This is a genomic window from Methylovirgula sp. 4M-Z18 (genome assembly GCF_037890675.1).
Taxonomy (GTDB): domain Bacteria; phylum Pseudomonadota; class Alphaproteobacteria; order Rhizobiales; family Beijerinckiaceae; genus 4M-Z18.
Map to the genome: position 1 here is coordinate 3,225,932 of NZ_CP149574.1, position 22,771 is coordinate 3,248,702.

25 protein-coding genes are annotated in these 22,771 nt (G+C 59.5%); 8 read left to right on the forward strand and 17 right to left on the reverse strand.

All coding sequences use genetic code 11. The annotated features are described in order from the left end of the window. Positions 1 to 187: 187 nt before the first annotated feature. On the reverse strand, positions 188 to 703 hold the full coding sequence (locus V9T28_RS14970) for a hypothetical protein (RefSeq protein WP_158554738.1): 516 nt from the start codon (positions 701 to 703) through the stop codon (positions 188 to 190). A gap of 150 nt (positions 704 to 853) precedes the next feature. Then, positions 854 to 2,221 carry an aminotransferase-like domain-containing protein gene (locus V9T28_RS14975; protein ID WP_116399705.1) on the reverse strand — a complete coding sequence of 456 codons (1,368 nt, stop codon included), beginning with the start codon at positions 2,219 to 2,221 and terminating at the stop codon, positions 854 to 856. Positions 2,222 to 2,328: 107 nt separating this feature from the next. Between V9T28_RS14975 and V9T28_RS14980 the strand changes: the two genes are divergently transcribed. Further along, on the forward strand, positions 2,329 to 3,114 hold the full coding sequence (locus V9T28_RS14980) for a PhzF family phenazine biosynthesis protein (protein WP_116399706.1): 786 nt from the start codon (positions 2,329 to 2,331) through the stop codon (positions 3,112 to 3,114). Then, on the forward strand, positions 3,111 to 3,737 hold the full coding sequence (locus V9T28_RS14985; protein ID WP_116399707.1) for a glutathione S-transferase family protein: 627 nt from the start codon (positions 3,111 to 3,113) through the stop codon (positions 3,735 to 3,737). The genes V9T28_RS14980 and V9T28_RS14985 overlap by 4 nt, the downstream gene beginning before the upstream one ends. A 144-nt stretch (positions 3,738 to 3,881) precedes the next feature. On the opposite strand, the gene V9T28_RS14990 is transcribed toward V9T28_RS14985, so the two are convergent. From V9T28_RS14990 to V9T28_RS15005, 4 genes are all read right to left on the reverse strand, one after another. Further along, positions 3,882 to 5,459, reverse strand: coding sequence for a serine hydrolase (locus tag V9T28_RS14990; protein ID WP_116399708.1), 1,578 nt, complete (start codon positions 5,457 to 5,459; stop codon positions 3,882 to 3,884). Positions 5,460 to 5,612: 153 nt separating this feature from the next. After that, positions 5,613 to 6,152: a phosphatase PAP2 family protein gene (locus tag V9T28_RS14995; RefSeq protein WP_339071771.1), complete on the reverse strand. Its 540-nt coding sequence runs from the start codon at positions 6,150 to 6,152 to the stop codon at positions 5,613 to 5,615. 467 nt (positions 6,153 to 6,619) lie between these two features. Further along, on the reverse strand, positions 6,620 to 7,228 hold the full coding sequence (locus V9T28_RS15000) for an FMN-dependent NADH-azoreductase (protein WP_116399710.1): 609 nt from the start codon (positions 7,226 to 7,228) through the stop codon (positions 6,620 to 6,622). Positions 7,229 to 7,232: 4 nt separating this feature from the next. Beyond that, positions 7,233 to 7,670: a nuclear transport factor 2 family protein gene (locus V9T28_RS15005; RefSeq protein ID WP_116399711.1), complete on the reverse strand. Its 438-nt coding sequence runs from the start codon at positions 7,668 to 7,670 to the stop codon at positions 7,233 to 7,235. Between the two features lie 119 nt (positions 7,671 to 7,789). On the opposite strand from V9T28_RS15005, the gene V9T28_RS15010 reads away from it, so the two are divergent. The 3 genes from V9T28_RS15010 to fabF all read left to right on the forward strand — a co-directional run bounded on the left by V9T28_RS15010 (position 7,790) and on the right by fabF (position 9,995). Continuing rightward, complete coding sequence (locus V9T28_RS15010; RefSeq protein ID WP_116399712.1) at positions 7,790 to 8,185, forward strand: winged helix-turn-helix transcriptional regulator; 396 nt, start codon at positions 7,790 to 7,792, stop codon at positions 8,183 to 8,185. A gap of 45 nt (positions 8,186 to 8,230) precedes the next feature. Then, the gene (locus V9T28_RS15015) at positions 8,231 to 8,653 is read left to right on the forward strand and encodes a MarR family winged helix-turn-helix transcriptional regulator (RefSeq protein ID WP_116399713.1); all 423 of its coding nucleotides are present in this window, start codon (positions 8,231 to 8,233) and stop codon (positions 8,651 to 8,653) included. A gap of 73 nt (positions 8,654 to 8,726) precedes the next feature. After that, positions 8,727 to 9,995 carry a beta-ketoacyl-ACP synthase II gene (gene fabF, locus V9T28_RS15020; protein WP_116399714.1) on the forward strand — a complete coding sequence of 423 codons (1,269 nt, stop codon included), beginning with the start codon at positions 8,727 to 8,729 and terminating at the stop codon, positions 9,993 to 9,995. A gap of 12 nt (positions 9,996 to 10,007) precedes the next feature. Here the strand turns inward: fabF and V9T28_RS15025 are convergent, their stop codons facing one another. The 4 genes from V9T28_RS15025 to V9T28_RS15040 all read right to left on the reverse strand — a co-directional run bounded on the left by V9T28_RS15025 (position 10,008) and on the right by V9T28_RS15040 (position 13,362). Continuing rightward, positions 10,008 to 10,784: an anti-sigma factor family protein gene (locus tag V9T28_RS15025; protein ID WP_116399715.1), complete on the reverse strand. Its 777-nt coding sequence runs from the start codon at positions 10,782 to 10,784 to the stop codon at positions 10,008 to 10,010. Next, positions 10,781 to 11,308: an RNA polymerase sigma factor gene (locus V9T28_RS15030; RefSeq protein WP_116399716.1), complete on the reverse strand. Its 528-nt coding sequence runs from the start codon at positions 11,306 to 11,308 to the stop codon at positions 10,781 to 10,783. Before V9T28_RS15030 ends, V9T28_RS15025 begins: the two co-directional genes overlap by 4 nt. A gap of 64 nt (positions 11,309 to 11,372) precedes the next feature. Beyond that, positions 11,373 to 12,827, reverse strand: coding sequence for a YncE family protein (locus V9T28_RS15035; protein ID WP_116399717.1), 1,455 nt, complete (start codon positions 12,825 to 12,827; stop codon positions 11,373 to 11,375). A gap of 13 nt (positions 12,828 to 12,840) precedes the next feature. Continuing rightward, complete coding sequence (locus V9T28_RS15040) at positions 12,841 to 13,362, reverse strand: DUF305 domain-containing protein (RefSeq protein WP_199499993.1); 522 nt, start codon at positions 13,360 to 13,362, stop codon at positions 12,841 to 12,843. Between the two features lie 598 nt (positions 13,363 to 13,960). Here V9T28_RS15040 and V9T28_RS15045 point away from each other — a divergent pair. Both V9T28_RS15045 and V9T28_RS15050 read left to right on the forward strand, forming a co-directional pair. Then, entirely contained in the window at positions 13,961 to 14,230 is a 270-nt protein-coding gene (locus V9T28_RS15045; protein WP_116399719.1) for a DUF1488 domain-containing protein, read from the forward strand. Between the two features lie 7 nt (positions 14,231 to 14,237). Further along, a complete protein-coding gene (locus tag V9T28_RS15050; RefSeq protein ID WP_116399720.1) occupies positions 14,238 to 15,050 on the forward strand; it encodes a transglutaminase-like domain-containing protein in 813 nt (270 codons plus the stop codon). A gap of 121 nt (positions 15,051 to 15,171) precedes the next feature. Here the strand turns inward: V9T28_RS15050 and V9T28_RS15055 are convergent, their stop codons facing one another. The 7 genes from V9T28_RS15055 to V9T28_RS15085 all read right to left on the reverse strand — a co-directional run bounded on the left by V9T28_RS15055 (position 15,172) and on the right by V9T28_RS15085 (position 21,222). Then, the gene (locus V9T28_RS15055) at positions 15,172 to 15,939 is read right to left on the reverse strand and encodes a lysophospholipid acyltransferase family protein (RefSeq protein ID WP_245423946.1); all 768 of its coding nucleotides are present in this window, start codon (positions 15,937 to 15,939) and stop codon (positions 15,172 to 15,174) included. A gap of 348 nt (positions 15,940 to 16,287) precedes the next feature. Continuing rightward, a complete protein-coding gene (rpsU, locus tag V9T28_RS15060; RefSeq protein WP_116399722.1) occupies positions 16,288 to 16,569 on the reverse strand; it encodes a 30S ribosomal protein S21 in 282 nt (93 codons plus the stop codon). A 152-nt stretch (positions 16,570 to 16,721) separates the two neighbouring features. After that, on the reverse strand, positions 16,722 to 17,207 hold the full coding sequence (locus V9T28_RS15065) for a hypothetical protein (protein ID WP_147306402.1): 486 nt from the start codon (positions 17,205 to 17,207) through the stop codon (positions 16,722 to 16,724). Between the two features lie 106 nt (positions 17,208 to 17,313). After that, positions 17,314 to 18,165 (reverse strand): SHOCT domain-containing protein, encoded by an 852-nt coding sequence (locus V9T28_RS15070; RefSeq protein WP_116399891.1) that lies wholly within the window; start codon positions 18,163 to 18,165, stop codon positions 17,314 to 17,316. A gap of 249 nt (positions 18,166 to 18,414) precedes the next feature. Further along, positions 18,415 to 19,155 carry an ABC transporter ATP-binding protein gene (locus V9T28_RS15075; RefSeq protein WP_158554741.1) on the reverse strand — a complete coding sequence of 247 codons (741 nt, stop codon included), beginning with the start codon at positions 19,153 to 19,155 and terminating at the stop codon, positions 18,415 to 18,417. Further along, positions 19,152 to 20,594 carry an ABC transporter permease gene (locus V9T28_RS15080; RefSeq protein ID WP_158554742.1) on the reverse strand — a complete coding sequence of 481 codons (1,443 nt, stop codon included), beginning with the start codon at positions 20,592 to 20,594 and terminating at the stop codon, positions 19,152 to 19,154. Before V9T28_RS15080 ends, V9T28_RS15075 begins: the two co-directional genes overlap by 4 nt. 133 nt (positions 20,595 to 20,727) lie before the next feature. Next, a complete protein-coding gene (locus V9T28_RS15085; protein WP_116399725.1) occupies positions 20,728 to 21,222 on the reverse strand; it encodes a hypothetical protein in 495 nt (164 codons plus the stop codon). A 749-nt stretch (positions 21,223 to 21,971) separates the two neighbouring features. On the opposite strand from V9T28_RS15085, the gene V9T28_RS15090 reads away from it, so the two are divergent. Further along, positions 21,972 to 22,763, forward strand: coding sequence for a lytic murein transglycosylase (locus V9T28_RS15090; protein ID WP_116399726.1), 792 nt, complete (start codon positions 21,972 to 21,974; stop codon positions 22,761 to 22,763). Positions 22,764 to 22,771 lie beyond the last annotated feature (8 nt).

Sequence of the window (22,771 nt, forward strand, 5' to 3'; positions counted from 1 at the left end):
TGCATCAATTTCACCCAATCCTCAACCGACAGCCCGTCTCGCCGGCATCGTCGTTCCTGATATTCCGCATCACGTCACGCAGCATGGCATTGGGCGAGCCAAGGTGTTTTTCGTCATGAAGATTATCGCCTTTATCGCGATTGGCTTGGAATTCCGGTGACAGTGCACCTGATTTGCATGCGCAATTCTAAGGTCCTACCAACTCGCATTTGGAATCGTAATCTCGGAACAGAAAGGTTCGGTCATATTCCTTGTTTGCGGGCGGATCATTGCGATTGGCGATGACTTGGCAGCCGTTCTTGGAAACGCGGATAATCGTCACGGCAGTGTGGTTCAGATAATATCCGGTGTTGGTGAATGTATTGCCGCTGACACTGACAACTCCGGTTGAGTTGTTGCCGTAATGCGCAACCTCATCGAAGACCCCCGGCGTCACCCCAGATTCGCCTTCGTTGGTTTTGTATGCAGTGCTGAATCGCGTTCCGCTCTCAATGCTGATCACCCAGTCGACATGATACGTTCGCGGCATGCTGCCCCTATATTCATAGGTCCAGCTAAGATGAATTTTCCGCCCGGCCAGCAACCTGAGCATATCTTGCGCCGGCCCAACCGTCGAAACTGCACTTTCGGGTGGCGCGGTCGATTGGCAACCGGCCAAAGCCAAGAGAGACATAAAGAATAATGCTTGCGCGCCCCGCCGCATCATGAGCTCCTGACTCGCTTCTTCAAGAGCACCCAATCGAGCATATTGCGACGGATTGTCAAATCATAGAATTGCCGCGCCAATTGAAAACCATCGTGATGTTGGGACGGTGCCATCACCAGCATCTGACCTGTCCTCGCCCCGATGATCTCAGATCGCGTCGAGATAGTCGTCATGCCCCGAGAGCGAACTGGAAAGGAGCGAGAGCGCTCGCTCGAGCGTCGCGCGGTTCGGAACGCCGCCGACGCACAGGCGCAAGCCGCTCTCGGCATTCTCGGACGCTGCAAAGGCCATTGGGGCGGCAAGGCGCAAGCCCTTCATCGAAGCTCGGGCGATGGTCCTTTCGGCTTGTATCTGCGGCATCGGCAGCCACAAATGCAGGCTCACCGCAGGTTGCGGTTGTGCGATGAAATCCTTGAGAACGTTGCCGGCAATTGTCACACGCGCGCGAATTTCATCCAACACGTTGCGCGCGAGATCTTGTGCACGTCCGCTTTCGATCCAATGGGTCGCGATGGCGGTCGTTATTCCATTCGGCGAATGCATGAGCGCGCGCGCCGCGCGGGAGCATCGGTCGAGGACATCTCCGGCCGGCGCCACCAAAAATCCGGCGCGGAGCCCCGGAGCCAAGGTTTTCGACAACGAGCTGACATAGATCGTCCGCTCGGGCGCGAGGCTCGCCAGCGGCGGCAAATCCAAATGGCGCGCATACAAGGCATAGACATCGTCTTCAATGATCCAGAGATCGCGCCGGCGCGCAATTCGGACAATGTCCTCTCGGCGCGCCTTCCCCATCGTTCGCGCCGTTGGGTTCTGAAGGGTCGGTAGAACATAGAGCGCGCGGGCACCGGTCTTCGCGGCCGCCCTGTCGAGCGCTTGCGGCATGAGACCTTCGTCATCCATTTCGATGCCGTGCAGGCGGCAGCCCTGCTGCGCAGCCAGCGTTTTGACGCCGGGGAAGGTAGCCGCCTCGCACAAGAGGACGTCCCCTGGCTTGCACAAAGCGGCCAGGGCGATGGCCATGCCGCCTTGCGCCCCCGCACAGCAGATGAGTCTGCGCCAATCCAGATCGGCGAAGCATGCGGTTGCCGCCAACCACGCGGCTCCGGCTTGCCTGTCGCCGTCCAGCCCATGTGGCGGTTGATAGGTCAGACGGTTGGCCCATGACGCCGTCCGGCGAAAGGTTGCGGCTGTCTCGGCCAAAAGCTCGGTGGGTACAAAGGGGGCGACATTGACGCTCAAATCGATGAGGCCATCGGCCACCGCGTCGCCCCGTCCAGCGCCCGCAATGAATGTTCCTCTCCCGACATGCGCCGCGACAAGGCCAAGCCGCGCAGCCTCGTCATAGGCATGGGTGACGGCGCCAACGCTGATGGCAAGCCGATGCGCCAGGTCGCGCTGTGGCGGCAGCCGGTCCCCGACCTGCAATTCGCCAGCCGCGATGCCTGCCTCGATCGCTTGCAGGAGGCGACGATAAAGCTGCGCGGGGTCGGAGGGGTCGAGTTTGGGCTGCCACATGATCTTGCCAAATCTAAAGGATCGCCCGATTGTATCAGATACAATATACATATTGACTCGTAAATCAATTCAATATTGTTCTCTGTGTCATATCACGGAGCCATGTCATGAGAATACCCATCTTTCAGGTCGACGCCTTTGCGCGGGACGTATTCACCGGGAACCCGGCCGCCGTTATGCTGCTCGATCACTATGCCGATGACGAGCGATTGCGGGCGATTGCCGCCGAGAACAACCTCGCGGAAACCGCGTTCTTGGTGCCAGAGAGGGGCGATTTTCACATCCGCTGGTTCACGCCCGAGGTCGAGGTCCCTTTATGTGGGCATGCGACATTGGCGAGCGCCGCAGTTGTCATGGAGCGTCTTGCGCCGGCGCGGAAAGAGGTTGTCTTTCATTCGGCGAGCGGCCCGCTGCCGGTCAAACGGACGGCGGAGGGCTATGTGATGAATTTTCCCGCCCGACTTTCGCAAGCTGTTGCAACGCCCGTCGGCCTTGCCGAGGCGCTCGGTGTCGAGCCGGTCGAGGTCGTGGCCAACGAGTTCAATTATCTCGCATTGTTGCCGCACGCCGACGATGTTCGCGCCCTCGCTCCCGATATCGGCAAAATCGCCGCGCTTGCGCGCGGCGGCGTCATTGTGACCGCCGCCGGTGACGGCGAATATGATTTCGTCAGCCGTTATTTCGCGCCGGCAAAGGGTATTCCAGAGGATCCGGTCACCGGTAGCGCGCATTGCGCGCTTGCGCCGTATTGGGCGAAACGCCTGAACAAGTCTTCCTTTCGCGCCTATCAGGCCTCCCGGCGCGGCGGGGAAATCCTTTGTCGCCTTGTCGGCGACCGGGTGGAACTCGAAGGGCGCTGCGCCTTCTACATGGAAGGGCATGTCGACCTATGACACTTCGCATCTATGGTTATGCCGGTTCCATCAATGTCCGCAAAGTCCTTTGGACATGCGCGGAACTCGATCTTTCCTTCGAACGGGAAGATTGGGCGGGCCCTTTCCGGTCCACGGCGGAACCCGAATTTCGCGCGCTCAATCCGGTTGGCATGGTGCCGGTTCTGGATGACGAAGGCTCTCTGATCTGGGAGTCCAATACGATCATTCGCTATTTGGCCGCAAAGAGCGGCCGCTGCGATCTTCTCCCTCTCGCGCCGCTGCAGCGGGCGCATGTCGAGAAATGGATGGATTGGCAGGGGTCGGATTTCAACAACAGCTGGCGGATCGCTTTTCAAGGTTTGGTGCGCGGACATCCCGACTATCAGGATCAGCGGATCATCGAACGCGCAATGACCGGGTTTTCCGCGATGGTGGCGCTCATCGACGGACAGTTGCGCGAGACGGGCGCCTATATCTGCGGACCTGATTTCTCACTCGCCGACATTCCTATTGGCTTGTCGGTCCACCGCTGGCGGTCGATGCCGATAGCCAAACCGCATCTGACGCATATAGAGCGCTATTACGAACGACTATGCGCGCGCGCCGGCTTTCAACAATATGGACGCGACGGCGGGCCGTGATTGCGATCGTTCGCCCACGCCTGCCGGTTGGGGCGACAACGCACTTAATTGACCATCGGTTCAATTCTATCCAATCTTCAACCGATGGCCCCCTCGCGCATCGTCGTTTCCGATATTCCCGACCACGTCACGCTGCGTGGCAATTTACCCGGACGCGGCAACGCGCTCGAATAGATAAGCCTGCCCATCAGGCATGGAGAGCTTGAGGCGATCGGGCTTTCCATCCGTGCTCATCTGATATTGCGCGAAGGCGGTGGGCAGTGGCCCGGAGCTGAGGACAAGGTCCTTGAGGCGGCCTTCCGGCAGAAGCTTGGCCGTAAAGACATCGCCGTTCCATGGATCGATGGAGAAGCGCGCTCCGGTGGCCTCCAGCGTCATGAGCAAGCGCTCGCCATCGACTTCCACGGAAGCCCGCCCGGCGGCCGGGTTTTCAAAATGGCCAGCGAGCGGCGCGAAAGGAGGCGGGGCCTGCGGATCGGCGGGCCGTGCGAAATGCTGGGCCGCTTGCGCGGCCTCTTCCTGGGCGTTCTTCAGTTTCGTGCCGATATGGTCCTTGGGCGGATTGGACAGGAGCCGATCCATGACCCATGCGCCGAGCGCGTCCGGCAGGCCGACATTATTGGTATTGGTGAGCACGACCGCGCCCACGCCATGATCCGGCAGGAAGCCGACGAAGGCGCCGAAACTGCTCGTGCCGCCATTGTGCCAGATCACCGTGCCGTTCGGCGTATTCTGCACGACCCAGCCGAGCGCATAGGAGAGCGTTTCCGTCATGCCCACCTTCGGCGTGCGGGTGGCCGCCATGCCGGCCGGCGAGACATAGGAACGCTCCTTCAGCGTACCGTTGAAGATCTGCAGGCGCAGCCACTGCGCCATATCTTCGATGGTGGAATTGATATCGCCCGCACCGTCGTAATCGTAAGGAAAGAGCTGGGTGAAGGGCACCGGCGCGATGGTCTGGGGCGACCAGACATGCCCCGTCGCATGATCGGGCGCGGCTATGATCGCGTCCGCCGTGAAGGAGGAGTCCTTCATGCCCAACGGCGTGAGCAATTCCGATTGCAGCACCGCATTCCAGTCCGCGGCACCGGCGGCTTTGGCCACGATCCGCCCGGCCACCATATGGGCAATATTGATATAACCGAAAGTAGAGCGGAAACTCGACACCGGTTCGACAAAACGCAGCGACCGGATGAGCGCCGTCTGATCGAAACCGAACCCCGCGAGCGCGTCGTTGACATAGGGCGGCAGGCCGGAGCGCTGCGCGATCAGATCGAAGACGCGGAATTCCCGCGTCACCCACGGATCATGCAACACAAAGTCGGGATAGAGATCGGCCACACGGTCGTCCCAGCGGAAGTGGCCGCGATCGACCATCATGGCGAGCGTTGCAGCCAGAAAGGCTTTGGTGGTGGAGCCGATCTGAAAGACTGTGCGGGTGGTGACCGGCGCATTCGTCGCGCGGTCCCCTACGCCAAAGCCCTTTGCATAGGCGAGTTGATCCTGGTGGACGATGCCGATGGCGAGCCCCGGCATATTGAATGCCTTCATGCCACGGGCGATTTCGGCTTCCAGATCGGGGATAAGGGCCTGAATGCGGGCCGACATATCGGGCGGGACGGTTTCCGTCTGGGCGGAAACGGGGCTGCCGGAGAGGCCTGTACCAATACCTGCAAGAGCCGCCGTGAGCAGGGCACGGCGACTCGATCTGATGGCAGTCATGATTTCCCCCAATTGATAACATCGCGTGGCGTTACGAAGGCAGACGAAGCTAACCTCCGCCGCCCTATCCGTCCAGTTCGGACCAGACGGATAACGGGTTTCGCGCGCGCGACCGATCGCCCGCCTCACCCGCCTGTTGGCAGACCCCTTCGATTAGATATGAGCGCAAAGGAAACCGACGAATCCTCCAAGCGCGATCCCCGCCAGAACATCGCTTAGGTAGTGATGGCCCGTCGCCATCCGGGCCCATGACATGGTCAAGATGATGCCGGCGCCAATCGGGAAGAATTTCCAATCTGCACATATAATTGGCACGACCGAGGCCGCGGCCGTCATCGTATGCCCGCTTGGAAAGGAATATTTGTCCCGGACATCGAGCAGTGACGTGATCGACTGGTCCGCTTCGAAGGGGCGTGGGCGAGCGACGTATCGCTTCAACATCGGATAAACAAGATGCAGCATCAACGCGCTTATTGTGGATGTGATGATGACTGCAGGCGCTTTGTGGCCGAGATAAATGAAGACGACGATGGGCATAAAAACGTAAAGGGGTCCGTTGCCGAGCTTGCTCACAGCGACCGCCATTCGTTGGCCAGCGTAGCCGGACGCGGTGAGCGTGACAGCTCGCGCGGCGGCAATATCGACAGAATACATGTAAGCGGTGATTTTTCTCGACTGAACCCGCGCATCCAAATTGCTGTTGGGACTTGAATTGCAACGGCTAAACATACGGGATCTCTCCGCCACTTGCGGGTCATGCGTATGGCCAAGACGTCTGCGTTACCGAACCTCTCCAAAATCTCGGAACGCAGGGTGTTCACCATATTGTCCGACTGGAACGACCTGAACAAGAGTCGCAATATGATGGCATTTGAACAATGGCCGAAATGTGTTCGTTCGGTCGAATATAGGCGCAATTACACCTGCAAGAGTTCGTCGCCTTCGCTTCTCAAGAGGAGTGTCAAAAGTCGATCGACCAGGCGTCGCGCAGCGATCCAGTGAGTTATGGTGACAGTGACCCTCATTGCCGCGTCTCTTTGTTTATTTTGAATCAAATGCACCATCGCCGCAATTGCGTTTCAAAAGTCGGATGCAAAAGTGTCGCCTTAACCGGGATTCATGCGACCACCGAGCGCCAATCCTTCGACTGTGGCCGCATCCTACAGAGCAAGCTGTTCGATGGCTCTGTTGCCGTTCTGGACGGCATCGATCGCCAGCGCCGGGACATTCGTGCCCTGAGCGCGAATGGTCTGCACGTCCCGCACACCGATAAAACCCAGGATCTGCCGCAGATAAGGCTCCACGAAATCCCACGAGCGCCACGGCCCTTCGGTGTAGACGCCGCCCGAAGCGAGGACCAGGATCGCCTTCTTGTCCTGCGCCAGACCGAGAACGCCATCGCCGGTGTATTGAAAGGTTCTGCCGGGCCGCACGACAAGGTCGATCCAGGCTTTGAGCACGGATGGAATGCCGAAATTCCACATCGGCGTCGCAATCACCAGAAGATCGGATTGCAAAAGCTCATTGGTCAATTCATCCGATTGACGCGCGGCCTCTTTGAGCCGTTCCGACTCCGCTGCATCCTTCGTCGAGATGGCGCGCAGCGTGAGATCGTCGAGATGCGGCAGATGCGCGTCAGCGAGATCGCGGCGCACAAGTTTTGTGGATGGATACACTTTCTTGCACCATGCGGCGAGGGTCGCGGCAACGGCGCGGCTGGCCGAGTCATTGCCTCTGGGGCTCACTTCAATCATCAAAATCTGTTTCATGGCCTTACTTCCGCGCTTGCGCCGTCAGCGCATTCCAAGCCGCGAGAGAATCCATGTAATCTCGCCAATGCGCGATCTTGCGATCCTCGATCCTGATGATCGAGCAGAACCGATTGTCGTATGTCGCGCCGCTTGCAAGGATCGTTCCGTGGACCTCATATTCGATGACGAGGCCGCGCCCGTCGTCCGTCTTATGGGCGATCAATTTGTCGACGGATTGCAGCGCGATGTGATCAACATAACCCCTGAATGCGGCCATCAGGTCACTCCGACCCCGGATCACGCGCGGCCAGCCACCGAGGTCATACAGGACTTCGTAGACGGTCTTGTCGGTGACAACGTCGAAAAAATGATCGCCATCGACCAGACCGCCCAACGCTTGGCGCACCGCGTCGAAATATGGCGCGGCAGGCCTGTAGGCGGCATATTTCTCGCTCGGCATATGTGGGCTCTCCATGCGCTTCCGTGATCTTGCTTACGACATGCGAGCTACCTATAAATCGGAAGCGGCTTGCAAAGAAGAAGGCACTTTGAAATCAGTCACTAACACCGAGGTAAGCGATGGGAAAGGCCCGCAAGGCGGGGGGACTCGACCCTGCAGCGATCTGCCGAAGTTCCGATCCGATGGCGGTACGGGAACTGCTCTCGAAGATTGGCGACACGTGGACGATCTTTGTCATCCTCTCGCTCGATCTCCTCGGTGGACGCGCCCGGTTCTCCGAACTTGAACGTTCCGTTCCCGGAATTTCTCAGCGGATGTTGTCGTCCACCCTGAAGAACCTCGAACGTGACGGGCTCGTGATCCGCGAGGTGTTCGCCGAAGTGCCGCCACGCGTCGAGTATGAAATGACGGCCCTCGGCAAGAGCCTGCTGCGCCCCACGCTTGGTCTCGTCGATTGGGCCAAGGCCAATTGGGAGCAGGTCAGGCAGGCACAATCCGACTACGACGCGCCTTAACCTTCGTATTGACTTAGCCCAAGAAGAACGTGCACGGTTTCCTTCATGTCGATGCCTGAAGCGCTCTCAAAATGCCTTGTCCTCAATACAGTCGCGGCGGCGCGGACGCTGCTGCGGCAAGGCGATGCAAGGTTCAAACCATTCGGGGCGACGGTCCAGCAGTTCTCGCTTCTTGCGGCGATCCGGTTTCATCCGGGCCAGCCAGTCATGAGCTTAGCGCAACGCGTTTTGCTCGATCGGACAAGCCTCACCCGAAATCTTGATCTTCTTGAGCAAAAGGGCTTGGTCCGGCGTGCTTCGGAAACTGTCGGGAATGTGCGTGTTTGCGAACTCACGAAAAGCGGAAACCGCCTCCTCGACCAACTTCTGGTGGCGTGGCAACAGGCGCAAACCGATTTTTCGCAAGACCTTTCCCAAGAAGAAGCGGAAACATATCTGCGCATAGCCAAGCATTTTGCGAATGGATGAACGTTGCGGAAATCGGTAGTGTTCGCGTTCTTAATTGTGTATATGCACAGTGCTGATACACATCGGAGTGAACATGCACGACCCTATCGTAGTCACCGGCCTTGGCGCAGTGTCTCCCCTCGGCGCTGGCGTCGCAACCAATTGGCGGAGGCTCGTCGCCGGTCAAAGCGGCATCCGAACGAACACACGTTTCGATGTCGCGGGGTGGAAATGCTCTGTGGCCGGCCTCGTCCCCTCGATCAAGGACGATTCCGAGGGGTTTGATCCTGAGACAGTCATGGAGCCGCGGGACCTGCGCCGGAACGATTTGTTCATTCAATATGCCATGGCCGCCGCATCCGAAGCCTTGCAACAGGCGGGGTGGCATCCGGAACGCTCTGAGGAGCGGGCACGGACGGCGACCCTCATTGGAACGGGCGTCGGCGGTGTTCCGGCCATCACGGCCGCGAGCGAGACCATCCGCACGTCCGGCATACGCCGCTTGTCGCCTTTCGTGGTGCCCTCCTTCCTGCCGAATCTCGCGGCCGGGCAAATCGCCATTCGTTTTCATTTTAACGGTCCGGCTGGCTCGCCGACGACAGCCTGCGCGGCATCGGCGCAGGCGATCGGGGACGCCATGCGCTTGATACGCGCGGGAGAGGCTGACATTGCCTTGTGCGGGGGAGCGGAAGCCTGCGTTGATCCCGTCGCCATCGGCGGTTTCACGGCGGCAAAGGCGTTGAGCTTCAATTTCAACGACGATCCACAGCGCGCGTCACGGCCTTTTGACCGCGATCATGATGGGTTTGTTCTGTCGGAAGGCGCGGCGATGCTGGTGATCGAACGCTTGTCTCATGCCGAGCGGCGCGGCGCGCGACCGCTTGCGGTGCTCTCCGGCTATGGCACGACGACCGACGCGCATCACGTCACGGCGGGCTGGCCTGATGGACGAGAAGCTGCGCGCGCCATGGAAATCGCCTTGTCGATGGCCGGAATCGATCCGCATCAAGTCGGCTATGTCAACGCGCATGCTACCTCTACGCCAGTCGGCGACGCGGCCGAGCTGGCCGCGCTGGAAAAATTCTTCGGCACGGCTGGCGGTCGCGTCCCGGTGGGTTCGACCAAATCGGCAACCGGACACATGCTCGGCGCTGCTGGCGCGATCGAAGCCGTATTCTCCGTCTTGGCCATCCAAAACCAATTGCTCCCCCCGAGCCTGAATATCGAGAACGCAATGCCGGAGGCAGAGGGATTCGATCTTCTTTCCAGCGGAGCCCGCGCCTCGGACGTCGAGCATGTGCTCTCCAACGCCTTCGGTTTCGGCGGTGTCAATGCCGCTTTGGTCTTCAGCCGACAGAGGTGATCTGCTCTTGGGTCAGATCTCGCGCGAGACCTGTTTGCGCACTTCATCCGCCAGAGGATGCAATCGCTCCGGCGGAGCTGGCCCAACGAGACTGTATCCGAGGCCCTTTTCGGCCCAGGTGTAGCCATGGAGGTTGCCGCTGGTCTGCGGCGCCATCGGCATATTCTGATCGACGACCATCACACGCGTGAGCATCACGAGGCGCGTGCCATGGTCGTCGTCATACATGAACATGGCGGCCGGACCATGCGCCGTTGCCACAATGCGTCCGCCCATGAGCCGGAAACCGGAGGCCGAGAGATCGGGGATCGCGATGGCGCGGCCCAATCGCTGGGTCGTCCAACCGACGAGTTCTGCGCGATCGGATCCTTTGAGCTCGACGGGTCTCAGATGGTCGGGCGCGTAGACCTCGTAAGTTGCGGTTGCCTCCTCGGCGAGCGCGGCGATGCCTTCCGGCGATTGCGTTGTGCCCCGGAGCGACCAACCGCCTATGCCGCCCAGACACAGCAGGAGCACCGCTGCGGCCGCGCCCATCCACCGCGACAGGGCAGCCGGCCGTCTCCGGCGCGCGATGATCTGCGCGAGATTCAATTGCGGCGGGATGGGCTCTTCGGCGATCTGCGCATATCCTGCCTTCAGCAAGTCACGCTGACGGCCGTAGGCTGCCACCCGCTTCGCAATGTCCGGATGACTATTGAGATAAGCGGCGACTTCTTCTCTGCGCCGAACGTCGAGCGTCTGATCGGCGAAGCGGTGCAATTCCTCTTCCGTGATCGGCCGAATGGTCATTTCACCCTCCGCAGGAAAGGCTTTGGCGGCTGCTCTTTACGAACGCCGTCCATCAATTCGATCAAGCGGTCGCGCGATCGCGACAGACGCGACATGACCGTGCCGACAGGAATGCCGAGAACATCGGCCGTTTGCGCGTAGGACAGATCTTCGAGGGCGACCAGAAACAGCACTGTGCGCTGCTCGTCGGGCAAAAGATCAACGCAGCGCAGCATATGCTGAACCTCTATCGTTTTCTCCTGGTTCGCCATGTGTGAGACGTCGCGCTCGGGCGCGTCCTCGATCGCGACTTCGACCGGACTTCGCCTCTGCTGGCGAAACCGGTTGACCGCCAGATGATGCAGGATCGTGAACATCCAGGTCCGCGGATCAGCGTCGGGACGGCGCTGATGCCATCGGCTCACAGCGCGTTCCAGACAATCCTGCACCAGATCGTCCGCGGCGAAGCGATCCTTGACGAGAACGCGGGCATAGCGACGAAGGGCCGGGATCAATGGCTCGATCAGGTGCACCATGTCGTTCATGGTCAGAGACCTTCGAAATATTGATCGCCCGGCGGGCAATCCGGCCGGGCGGGGATCATACGGATCAATGGCCCTGCACTTGGATGACGTTGCGGGGCTTGCCTGCCGCGTTTTCAGCGATGACAAGATAGCGTTTTTCACCCTTGACGTCGCTCTGCACGATCTGCCGGATCGGACCCGTCGCATTGACGATAGCCGATCCGGCGGGGTTGGTCATGAAGTTGGCGAGCGGCTGCAATTCGCCATTGCCGTCAAGTGCGGTGGACAGGGCCAGAATATACGGCTTCTTTGACTCGAGACCCGTGACGGAAGCCTGGAGAACCTGGATCAGGCCCTGATCGAACAGAGATATGCTTGTGGGCGGCTCGCCGCCGGATTTTCCGACCGCTGCAAGGGTCAGATGGGTCGTCTGTCCGGCAAGGCCGAGCGGTTGCAAGTTATCCGCGCCAGCGCCGTCCGAAACCGCGTTGGGAACATAGGCGATCGCTTGTGGCGCTTGGCCAATCGGAATCGTCGCGATGACTTTGTTGGTCAGCGTGTCGATTGCAGCCAGCGCATCGGCATTCTCGAGGCCAACATAGATACGCGTGCCATCGCCGGACGGCCAAACGCCATGCGGGAGATTGCCGACCGGAATCGTCGCAACTTGCGCAAACGTATCGGTGCGGAAAACCTTCACCTGGTTCGGGCCGCCGACCGTGACATAGGCGAACGAACCGTTCTTGTTCACGGCGAAATTGACGTGGTTTGTGATCGGCCCAGTATCAAGCGTCTTGATCAGGTCGAACGGCGGCTGGGCGTTGAAGACCTGCGTCTTGCCGACGTCCTTGAGCGTGAACCAGACCTGCTTTCCATCCGCGGTCGCGGCGATATTCGGGCAGAAGGGGCTTTCCTGCTTGACGCGCGCCACGATCTGGTGGTCGGCGACGGTGATGACGTCGGTCTCGGGATTGAAGGACGAACAGACATAACCGTACTTTCCATCCGGGGAGAAGATCTGCATGCCGGGCCCATTCGGCGTCTTGATGCGGGTCTTTTCCTCGAATGTATTGGCGTCGAGGACAGCGACGTAGTCCTCGCCGCGAACCGTCACCCAGACTTCCCTGCCGTCGGGTGTAAAGAAGGCTTCGTGCGGCGAACGGCCGACATAAGTCGTATGTTTGACCGCATTCGTCGCCGTGTCGATGAAGGTTACGGAATTGGATCCGATCGAGACGACGGCAAGCGTTTTGTGGTCGGGGGAGAAGCCCATGCCGTGGACCAGCACCTGTCCCTTGTAGAGCGGGCTGAAATTGCCCGGCTGCGGGTCGCCGAGGCGGATGACACCGAGAAGCTTGTTGTCGACCGGATCCGTCACCGACACCGTGTTGGAGAATTGCTCGGCGGCATAGACGCGGTCGCGATGGCTCACGGCGATATCGGCGTCGGCCGCTGTGCCCGGCGCCTGTCCGGCCGACGCCGATGCGCAAAGCAAAATCGTGCTGGCGAGCAAGCTCGCGGAAAACAAGCTGCGTGTCATATCTTGTACGCTCCTACTTTGTCGGGTTGGGATCAGGCATCGTCATGTCGCCGTTCGACATGGAGGCGTGATCGTGCGTGCTGGTAACGGGCACCGGTGCGACCTGCGTCGGCGATGCCGTTTCTGTGGGCAGGGGTTGGCCCAGAGCCAAATGCATCGCGACAATCTCCTGCTGCTGTTCGACGACGATTTCCTGCGCGATGCGCCTAAGCCGCTCGTTCCGGCCGTAGCGTAGCTCGGCGAGAGCCATATCGATGGCGCCTTGATGGTGGGGGATCATCATCGCCGCGAAATCGACATCGACGTCGCCGGTCGGCTTGACCTCCATTCCGGCCATCATCTTGTCCATCGCCGTGTTGTTCTCGGCGAGAAAGGGTGCCTCGGCAGCGATCGCGGCATGCGTCGGCTTTGCCGCCTGCGGCGTCTGAGGGTTCTGCGGCTGATCTTGCGCCCAACCGCAAAGCGGACTGATTGCGAAACCGAGCGAAGCGGCGAGCGCAAGAGAAGGCATTCGCAGCAGAAATGAAGGAGACATGCGGTCCAGCTCCAGATGTCCAAAGGACGGCTATCGGAGTAGACGTCGGCGAAAGGGGATTATTCCATCATCGCCGCGAAATATTTTTCGCACGCAGCACAGGCCTTTCGCGAAAAGGCCGCGCGTGACCGGGGCATAGGAGGTAAGGCAAAGTAAAAGCACTGTCACCGCAATTCCGGCGCTGAAAATAAATTGGCGGCGCACCTTGTTTTGAACTCAATCAAAGCATATGTATGGAATTCGTTGATTTGGCCGAACTGGCTTCGCGGTGTCAGAGACCCGCCATATTCTCTCGAATTTTCGATAGCGACTGCGTGGCGCCGTTCTGGCGTAGCATGTCGCGCCATTCGAAGCTTGGAATGAACTCCGACGCTGGCCACGGATGTACTGGCAGCTTGGGGATCCTTCCGAGTCGAATGGGAATGACGCGGGAGGGGCAGCCGCACGCTTTGTCATGACTTGCAATAATGATCGGCCTGAACCGGTCGGAAGCAACCCATAGCATGTTGTCGCTCAACCATCGCAACCTCCGGCGCAGAGAAGAGCTTGTCAACCGACTGCCATCCTCCGCGGCTCGCACCGAAACGGTGAGCCAACCATGACGCTGGCCTTCCCTAATCCGAGCCGCAATTTCGATAAGGCGCGGAACGCGGTTTGTTTCTTCGGTCATGACGGCGTGTTCGAAATACGGTTCTTCGTCGAGGCTGCGGCACTCGCCGACCGAGGATCACGAGGAGTCCGGATGTCGGAATCGAAATGTCTTTCCGCTTTCGATACATTGTGCCCAACCATTCATGACGTCGCGCGCGTGGCCTATTCGCACGGCCGCCATAGTTGCTACACTCTCACCGCCTCCGATTTTCGGTAGGCGGCCGATGCTGATCCGCTACGGCTATGAAATCACCTTGACCTGCGAACAGCCGACGGCACTGGTATGCTTATTGTCGGCCCACGAGGATTATGCGGCCCATATCAGGGTCCCAGAGACGACCTTCACCGCACCGCACGTGCCCGTGTCGACCTATCGCGACCTGTTCGGCAATCGCTGCCGACGGCTTGTCGCGCCGCGGGGCGACCTGATGATTTGGGGTGATGCCACGATCGAGGATGACGGCATGCCGGACCGGCTACTTCCAGAGGCTCGGGAAGTCCCTGTGCCGGCGCTGCCGGATGCGTGCCTCACCTATCTTATGGGTAGCCGCTATTGCGAGACGGACCGTCTCAGCCAGATTGCATGGGATATGTTCGGTAAGGTTCCGCCTGGCTGGGGTCGGGTGCAGGCAATCTGCGACTTCGTACACGGCCACATTCATTTTGATTATATGCAAGCCCGCTCGACGCGAACGGCTCTCGAGGTGTTCCATGAGCGCATCGGCGTCTGCCGCGACTTCGCGCATCTCGCGGTGGCGCTTTGTCGCTGCCTCAACATTCCCGCGCGCTATGTCAACGGCCATCTTGGCGATATTGGCGTGCCTGTCGTCGACCCGATGGACTTCAGCGCCTGGATAGAGGTCTTCCTCGACGGAGCATGGCACACGTTCGATCCGCGCAACAACGTCCCGCGCATTGGTCGGGTCGTGGTTGCGCATGGCCGCGACGCGGCCGATGTCCCTCTCATCAACTCGTTCGGCCCGCATGTCCTGAAGTCGTTTCGAGTCTGGACCTACGAGGTGCCGGCATCATCATAGCCACGGGTCCATCGCCACCATTCGGGCTTTTCTGGACAAGGCAAATTGACCGATCGGTTGCGGAGGCGATCGGCTCGGCATCGCGGTCCGTTATTTCGAAATATCGCAGACGCCACAAAATCTATTCCCACCGGCGGTGCGCCCACATCCACTGCTCGGGATATTCGCGCACCCACTCTTCAAAGAGCCGCTGAGTCTGTTGCGTTGCCTCATCGATGTCGGCATTTCGATCTTCGGTGTGGGGCACATCAAGGATTTCAGCTTCGATCCGAAAACGTACGCCTCGTGTTCGGATAACGCGAGCCGCGACCAGGAACGCGTCATTACTTCTGGCAAGCAATGCTGGAAAGGTCGTGGACGGTGCCAGTCGGTCGAAAAATGGGACAAGAAGCCCATTGCGATCGCGCAAATCCGCGAGCATTGCAATGGCGCCGCCGCTGCGCACGATACGCATCAGTTTTCCGCCTATGTCCGCCCCCTTGGCGAAAAGGCCACGCGGATAGCGGTCTCGGCGTGTGAGCGCGATATAATTGTCAACCTGCGGATTCTTCATGCGTTGGTAGACGCCGGCAACCGTTATACCGTGCGTAACGGTCGGAACGACGACGAGTTCCCAATTGCCAGTATGGAGTGAGACAAAAACGATGCCTTTGTCGCTTGCCTTCATCGTCTCGATCAACGGGCCGCTCGCATCTTCGATCCGTCCAGCCTTGACGATACGGTTCACCATCAGGCTTTCTGCGAATGTTCGCCCCAAATGCATCCACATGAGACGGGTCAGCGCGTCGATTTCGACAGCGCTTTTCGCGGGGTATGCCGCGGCCAGATGCCGCGATGCGCGTTCGTGACGATGCAGTTGCGGTGCGATCAGCCACCACAACGAGCCCATGGCCCAGGAGCCAAAATCAAGCGGCAAGACATGCAACAAGCCGACGAGGCTACGGAGCAGAAGATATTCGGCGGCGTGTTTCGTCTTACGCCAACCGCGTCCGGTCCCTGACTTGCTCACGTGTGGTCCGCCCAACTAGTTCGCCATAGCGGCGACAATGCCGCTGGCACGATTGGGCGTCCCGACGCGACGCGAAAACGATCCGCGACGATGCGACCACGCAACCCTACTCGATCCCTTAGCAGTTTTCGTTTGCGCGCCGCAACGCATATCCTGATTTGCGCGGCACATGGCCTCGCTCGCAAAAAATCGCCGGCAACAAAAGCAGGAAAGATCAAGATTCTCGTTCTATACAGGTGCCTTCGCGACAGGCCGTGTGTTGGGGCCGCCGCGCTTCGTGGCGGCATCGCGCGGCTTCGGGGCCGGGAGGAGGCCTTCACGTTGGGCCTGTTTGCGCGCGAGCTTGCGCGCACGGCGCACCGCTTCGGCCTTCTCACGAGTTTTCTTCTCCGAGGGCTTCTCGTAAGCTCTACGGCGCTTCATCTCGCGAAAAACGCCCTCCCGCTGCAGTTTTTTCTTCAGCACCCGTAAGGCTTGTTCGACGTTGTTATCTCGTACCAGCACTTGCAAAGAACAGTCTCCTTGTGAAGTTGAATGGAAAGTGAAGTTGAATGGAAAATCGACGCAGGCTTGTTCATGCGCCCTGCTTCAACGGGCAAAGCATATGTGTTCGAAGCGTCGCTTAAGGTGATCCGGGCCCGATCCGCGAAGAGATCGTCCCATCACGCCATGGATATCTCATGTTCCTCGACGGCCCGCTCGTGCCGCTCGCTCGTGCTCTTGATGCGATAGGCCGGTTCCGCCTTCTCCGTGGGGAGGATCTTGACGACTTCATACACCCCACTTGGGCGTTTCAGCCCAGGATGTTGGAAAACGACCGTATCGCCCAACTTGAATTTGTGCGACCTCGAAAGAGGTTCGCGGGAGGCCGAAAACGAGCCGCGGCCGGCATCATTGCTATGAGCGGATGTTCTGGGCAGGGGATAGCCTTCACTCTCGTAGAGAGAACGGATGGCATCGCCCGTATATTCAAAATTTTCTACATGGATGGATATGCTGTTCAGCTTGGCTCCGTATTCTTCCATTGCAAATTGCACAGCAAGAGAAAGGCTCTCAAATCGACGATATTTTATAGGAGTTCTTATCCACCCAACCGTTTTTGATTTTGAAAATATCTCTGCGGGAGCGGAAAAATTTAAGATCGACATGAATTAAACTATCACGACATTCACGCAATGTCATGTTTTATTCCACACTGGGCCAATTCGACAGGCAGATCAACAACCTTCGTGCGGCAAGCCCTGGTCATCGGACCTACAGTCGGCTGAGCAATTCCGCCTTTTTGGCCTCGAATTCCTGATCCGTGAGAATGCCTTTGGCGTGCAGGGCCGCGAGGCGTTCGATCTTGTCGAAGATGTCCTCGTCCGACCGAATTGCCGCAGGTGTCGGACGTGCCGCTTGTTGCGGCGCAACGGGTTCCGGAGCGGGCGATGCGAAGATCGACGGCGCCGCCGGGGCGGCGGCAGGTGCGGGTGCCGGCGTCTCCGCCGGTTCCTCGCCGCCCGGCCGGACCACATTCAGTTCCGAAATTTTCACCAGCCCATATTGCGAGGTAAAGCTCAGCGACTGGTCGCCGCTTTGCTGCTGTGAGAACCCACCAATTCTGTGGTCCTTCGTGTCATAGACCGTCACCCGGCCACCGAGATCGATCGCCAGCCGCCGGGCGTCCGGGAAAAAGGCATAGCGCAGGTTATTCTGCGCCCCGGTCGAGGCCGGATTCCCGAGTTCTTCGGGCCACCAGTTGCCAGCCGATAGTGCGCCAGGCACGAACAGGCTGACGCCGCCACCCTGACCTTGATATTGGGACTGGGACTGGTGCGACGTCTGCGGGCCCGGCAAATCCATCCCGCGCACCAAGGCCGCAAGCTCGGAACACATCCCGGCCACGTTCGCCTTCAGCGCATTGTTGAACATGTCGCCGATCATGATCATGCCGCCCTGCGACCATTGCCCCATCCCACCGAGATCGGGATGGTTGAACTGCGCCTGTGTCGCCTGCCCGGCGATCATCGCCATCAGAAGGTGTTCCACCGCGCCGAGGCTGACCCCATATCGCTCTGCAATCGCGCCCAGGGTCCGTCGGCCCTCTTCACTGAGCTGTCTCATCGTGATCGCCTTTGCCTGAGGAAGATTGCGGGCACGCCGCATCACGCCGGCGCATCCATTGCAAGTGATCTAGCACGCGCCCTTGCAAGTTGACAGGGGCCTGTAGGTCGATCCACCCCGGCACCTGTGCTTGGCATGCCTCTCGTTTCCGGTCTCTCGTCGGCTCAGGCGCTCACGAGCCTCCCGAAATTGCGGTAACAATGCACTTCATTGCCGCACCTGCTTGTTCGCTTTGAGTAAAATGCACTGTCACCGCAATTCTAAGTGAGAAGTCAGCAATTCGATCAACTTGCCCTCAAAGGTGTCGAGATCGGCGCCGAGGTCCTGCGCGGGACCGGAGAAGACCAGCTTGCCGGTGGCGATCACGCTGATTTGCGTGCACAAAGTTCGAATCTCCTGCGCGTCGTGGCTGCTGAGGAAAGTCGTCACCCCCTCGCGGGAGGCAAGATCCCGCAGCAGCCGCCAGGTCTCTCGTTTGGCCGGCAGGTCGAGCCCGCGCGTCGGCTCATCCAGGAACAGCACCTTGGGATTGCCCAGGAGGGCGCGGGCGATCTCGACGCGGCGCTTCATGCCGGTGCTGTAGGTTCCGATCAACTTGCCGCGAAAGTGCTCCGCCAGCCCCACATTGCTCAGGCATTGCTCGACCGTGTCCCGGACATTGGCAAGGCCGCGAATGCGGGCGAAATAGGTGAGATATTCGCGGGCCGTCCAGTCCGACTGGCTTTCACTCGTCTCGTCGCTGACGAGGCCGATGAGTTTGCGCACGGCAAGCGGCTCTTCAGTGATGTCGTGACCCAACAGTTTCGCGCTGCCCTTCGTCGGCGGCAACAGAGTGGTCAGCATCCGGATTGTGGTGGTCTTACCTGCGCCGTTGAGGCCAAGGAAGCCGTAAAGTTGCCCCTTGGCAACCTTGAGACTGATCTCGTCGACCGCCACCAGGGAGCCGAAGCGGCGTGTGAGGCCCATGGTCTCAACGGCGAGTTCGCTCATCGGGTCCGCCTCCAGCGGGTAAGGATCGCAAACAGGCACAGAAGCGGGAAGACGGCGCCGGCCACCGCCATTTCGGCAAGGGCGTTCGGCACATGTGCCTCCACGGCGGCTCTCGCATTCAGTGTCGTGGCCTGCGAGTTGCCCTCCACCGCATAGGTGGCGCTGACATCGATCGGGTAGCGCACGCCGCCAATGTCCCATGGGCTCTTGGGCGTTAATTGGACAGGTAAGCGTGCGACCCAGCCTGTTTCGACATGATGCCCATCCGCATCCGCGGGTCCGATGCCCGGAGGATAGGTCCTCGTTTCCAGATGATACAGGATGTCGGCCGAGGCCACCGGCACAACTTGGACATCAAGGCCGTTCTGGCCGGTGACATGGACATCGAGCTGCGTCAGATGCTGCTTGCTGTCGACTGGAAGGAACAGCAGGAGATCCTGACTGGTGACCCGGTCGGTCGGGAGCGAAGGCCATATGTCCCGGTTGAGAAGGGTATCGCAGCAGGTCGTGGGAGCAGGCGCATGCGGATCAACCAAGGCGAGCTGTCCGCCGCCGCGCAGGAAAAGACCGGGTATGGCGGGGGCGTCGTTGCTCGGTGGCGCATCCTTGTCGTAATTCGTGTCGCCCAGCAGAGGCGGGATCAGTACGAAGGCTGCCAGTGACAGCGCGATCGCGATGCGTTGGCCAGGTGAGGCTTCCCAGGATTCGACGCCCTGCGCGCGGAGGAATATCCATGCCGCCAGGGCGAAGGCCCCCGCCACGATCAGGAACAGGCAAACCCAGGTCATGGTCGTGGTTGCGGCAACGGCATTGGTGGCGAGCGTGAAACCCAGCCCATTCTTCAGGAGGACCAGCGGGCTGATCAGCGCCACGTGGCCCGTAGCGGTTGCACCATAGCCGCGAGTGACCAGCAGTTCCTGCAGGGGCACCAACACGGCATACACCAGCATGACGCCAACGCCTGTGGCAACGGGCGGCGCGACGCTGCGCCCGATGAATAGCACGCCGATAAGGGTGCCGACGGCAATGCAGACCAGCAGAATTCCCGGCGTCCAGATCAAGAGCCTGCCGAGCAGGAAGGGCATGCCGACATTGGCCACATAGACGGCCGCAAGTGGCGCAACGGCGATATAATAGGCGCAGGCGAGCGTCAGGATGACGAGAATCTTTGCAACGAACCAGTCCCGTCGGTCGACCGGTGCGGTAAAAACGCTTTCAACGAAGCGGTTGGCGCGCGGGCTGGCGATGACGCCGGCTGCCAGCGGCAGGAAGCAGATCGGTGCCAGGAAATAGCCGATGACGCCATAGCCATCGAGCCAGCTGTCCTGCGTGGCCACGGCCGAGAGGCCGCCGAGGCCAAAAAGCACGATAGCCGCACCCGCCCAGGCGAAACGACCGCGCATCACGGCCCGAAGCTCCTCCCTATAGAGCGTGAGCATGCCGCTCCTGTCTCCTTTCATCGTGTGAAAGGGATTCCGCCACCGAAACTACAAATTACGGTGACAGTGCACTTCGTTGCCGCACCTGCCTGTCCGCTTTAAAGTAAATGCACTGTCACCGTAATTCCATCACTTAGTTGGTTGGCTCTTCGTAGATGCCGATGATCAGGAGCCATGCACCCGAAATGAGGAAGGCGAACAAAACAATGGTTGCAACAGCGGCGATGTAAAGTCCTTCGGTATGTCCGAGAATAAGTAAAACTGCGCCCACAACTTCAACGAGGTAACATATTGTGCCGCCCGCAAGCCGCGGCGTGGTCAACCCAATGGAACTCATCCCCGCTCTGAGCGCGACAACATAACCTCTGACAAATATGATCGTTGCGACAAGCCAAAGGAAAAACCATTCCAAGCCAAGTGCGATAAGATATTGCTTTCCCAAAAGCGCAAAGCCGCATGCCATGAAAATCGCGCTGAAGCCCGAGAGCATATTGATTGCCCGGTTCTTATGCGTCGTGTTTCGGACAATGCCTTCGGGATTGATCGACATTGCGACAAAGATCAACCCTGCAAGCGCCGCCGCGCCGCCGCCCACCATGACAAAAAAGTTATTCCATTGATCCAACATAGAATATTCCCCAGCTCTTATTCCATCAGGCGCACCCGATTTCGATGATTTTTGACTCTTGCGACACGCCGCTCGCCCGCTGAAATCTCGCGCCTCTTCTCGTTGCGAAAATCGGTCGCAAAAGTAGAGTTCAGCAACCGATTTTTGCAACACCTTTCAAGATCGCGTGCACCATCGATTGAACGCCGACGATCTGGCCGGTGCATGGGACCCGGCACGAGTGCGGCCATGCGATTCAGAGTGCCGCTTATCGGGGGCGGACAAGCCTCGCTCGGATCGAACCTTGCATACATTCGGGGCAATGACTCGCGAAGAAGCCGCAAAATCCTTGACAAATGCAGCAATAAGAACATATCATGAACATCGTTTTTAGGCGGCGCGACAGCAACTCGGATAAACTTGGTTTGCTGCATTTATTTGCGCAACGCGGGTAGACCCGAGTTGCGCTGCCGCTGCGACCGAGACGGTCGCGCTCCTGAAGCGAATCGCGTGAAGGAACAAATGGCGGTGCGAGCCGCCCGAATGGAATGCGGACAATTGGTAAGCACATGAACGGTTTTTGGGAACGAACTGATAGAGCGATTTTCTGATTTTCTTCAAATGCTTATGTCTTATGCGCGGGCAGCATTGGAGCGGTGGCTCCGAATTGCGGCGGCGGAGCACCCGACTGAACTGCCTTGATCGGGACACAGAAGTCTAGATACTGGCACGGATACGCCTGCTCAATCCGTGCTAGAGAGGACTTTCGGATGCGCTTGAGGACCAACATCAGTGTGTTTGCCGCTCTAGCATTGAATTTGGCGTGGCTGTCCGGCGCCTCCGCCGCTTCGTGCGGGCATACGGCTGCTGGCTTTGAGGCCTGGAAGCAGGATTTTGCCGACGAGGCGCGGGCGCAGGGCATTGGCGCTGAGGGCATCGACGCCTTGATGGCGACGCATTATGCTTCGGCCACGATCTCCGCCGACCGGGGCCAGCACGGCTTTAACCAGTCGTTGCAGCAATTCCTGGCCAAGCGCGGCGGCAATGTCATCATCGCGCGCGGGAAGACGCTGATAAAATCCCGGGCCGATCTTTTCGCGTCGATCGAACATCATTACGGCGTGCCACCAGGGCCGCTGCTGGCGATTTGGGGCATGGAAACCGGCTTCGGCGCCGTGCATGGCGACCAGAACATGCTCTCCTCAATCGCATCGCTCGCCTATGATTGCCGCCGGACGGACTACTTTACCGACCAGCTCTATGCGGCGCTCAAACTCGTGGATCGCGGCAAGTTTTCAGCGCAGACGCGCGGCTCCATGCACGGGGAAGTCGGGCAGACGCAGTTCATGCCCAAAACGGTGCTCGAATACGGCGTCGGCGATCTCGAAACGCCGCAGGGCGCGCTGGAATCGACTGCAAACTATCTTAAGGCCCACGGCTGGGTCGCCGGAGAAGGCTATCAACCCGGCGAGCCGAATTATGCCGCCATCCAGGCCTGGAATGCCGCTACCGTCTACGAACAGGCCATCGCTTATATCGGGCAACGCATTGACGAGCAGTGAGCCGATCG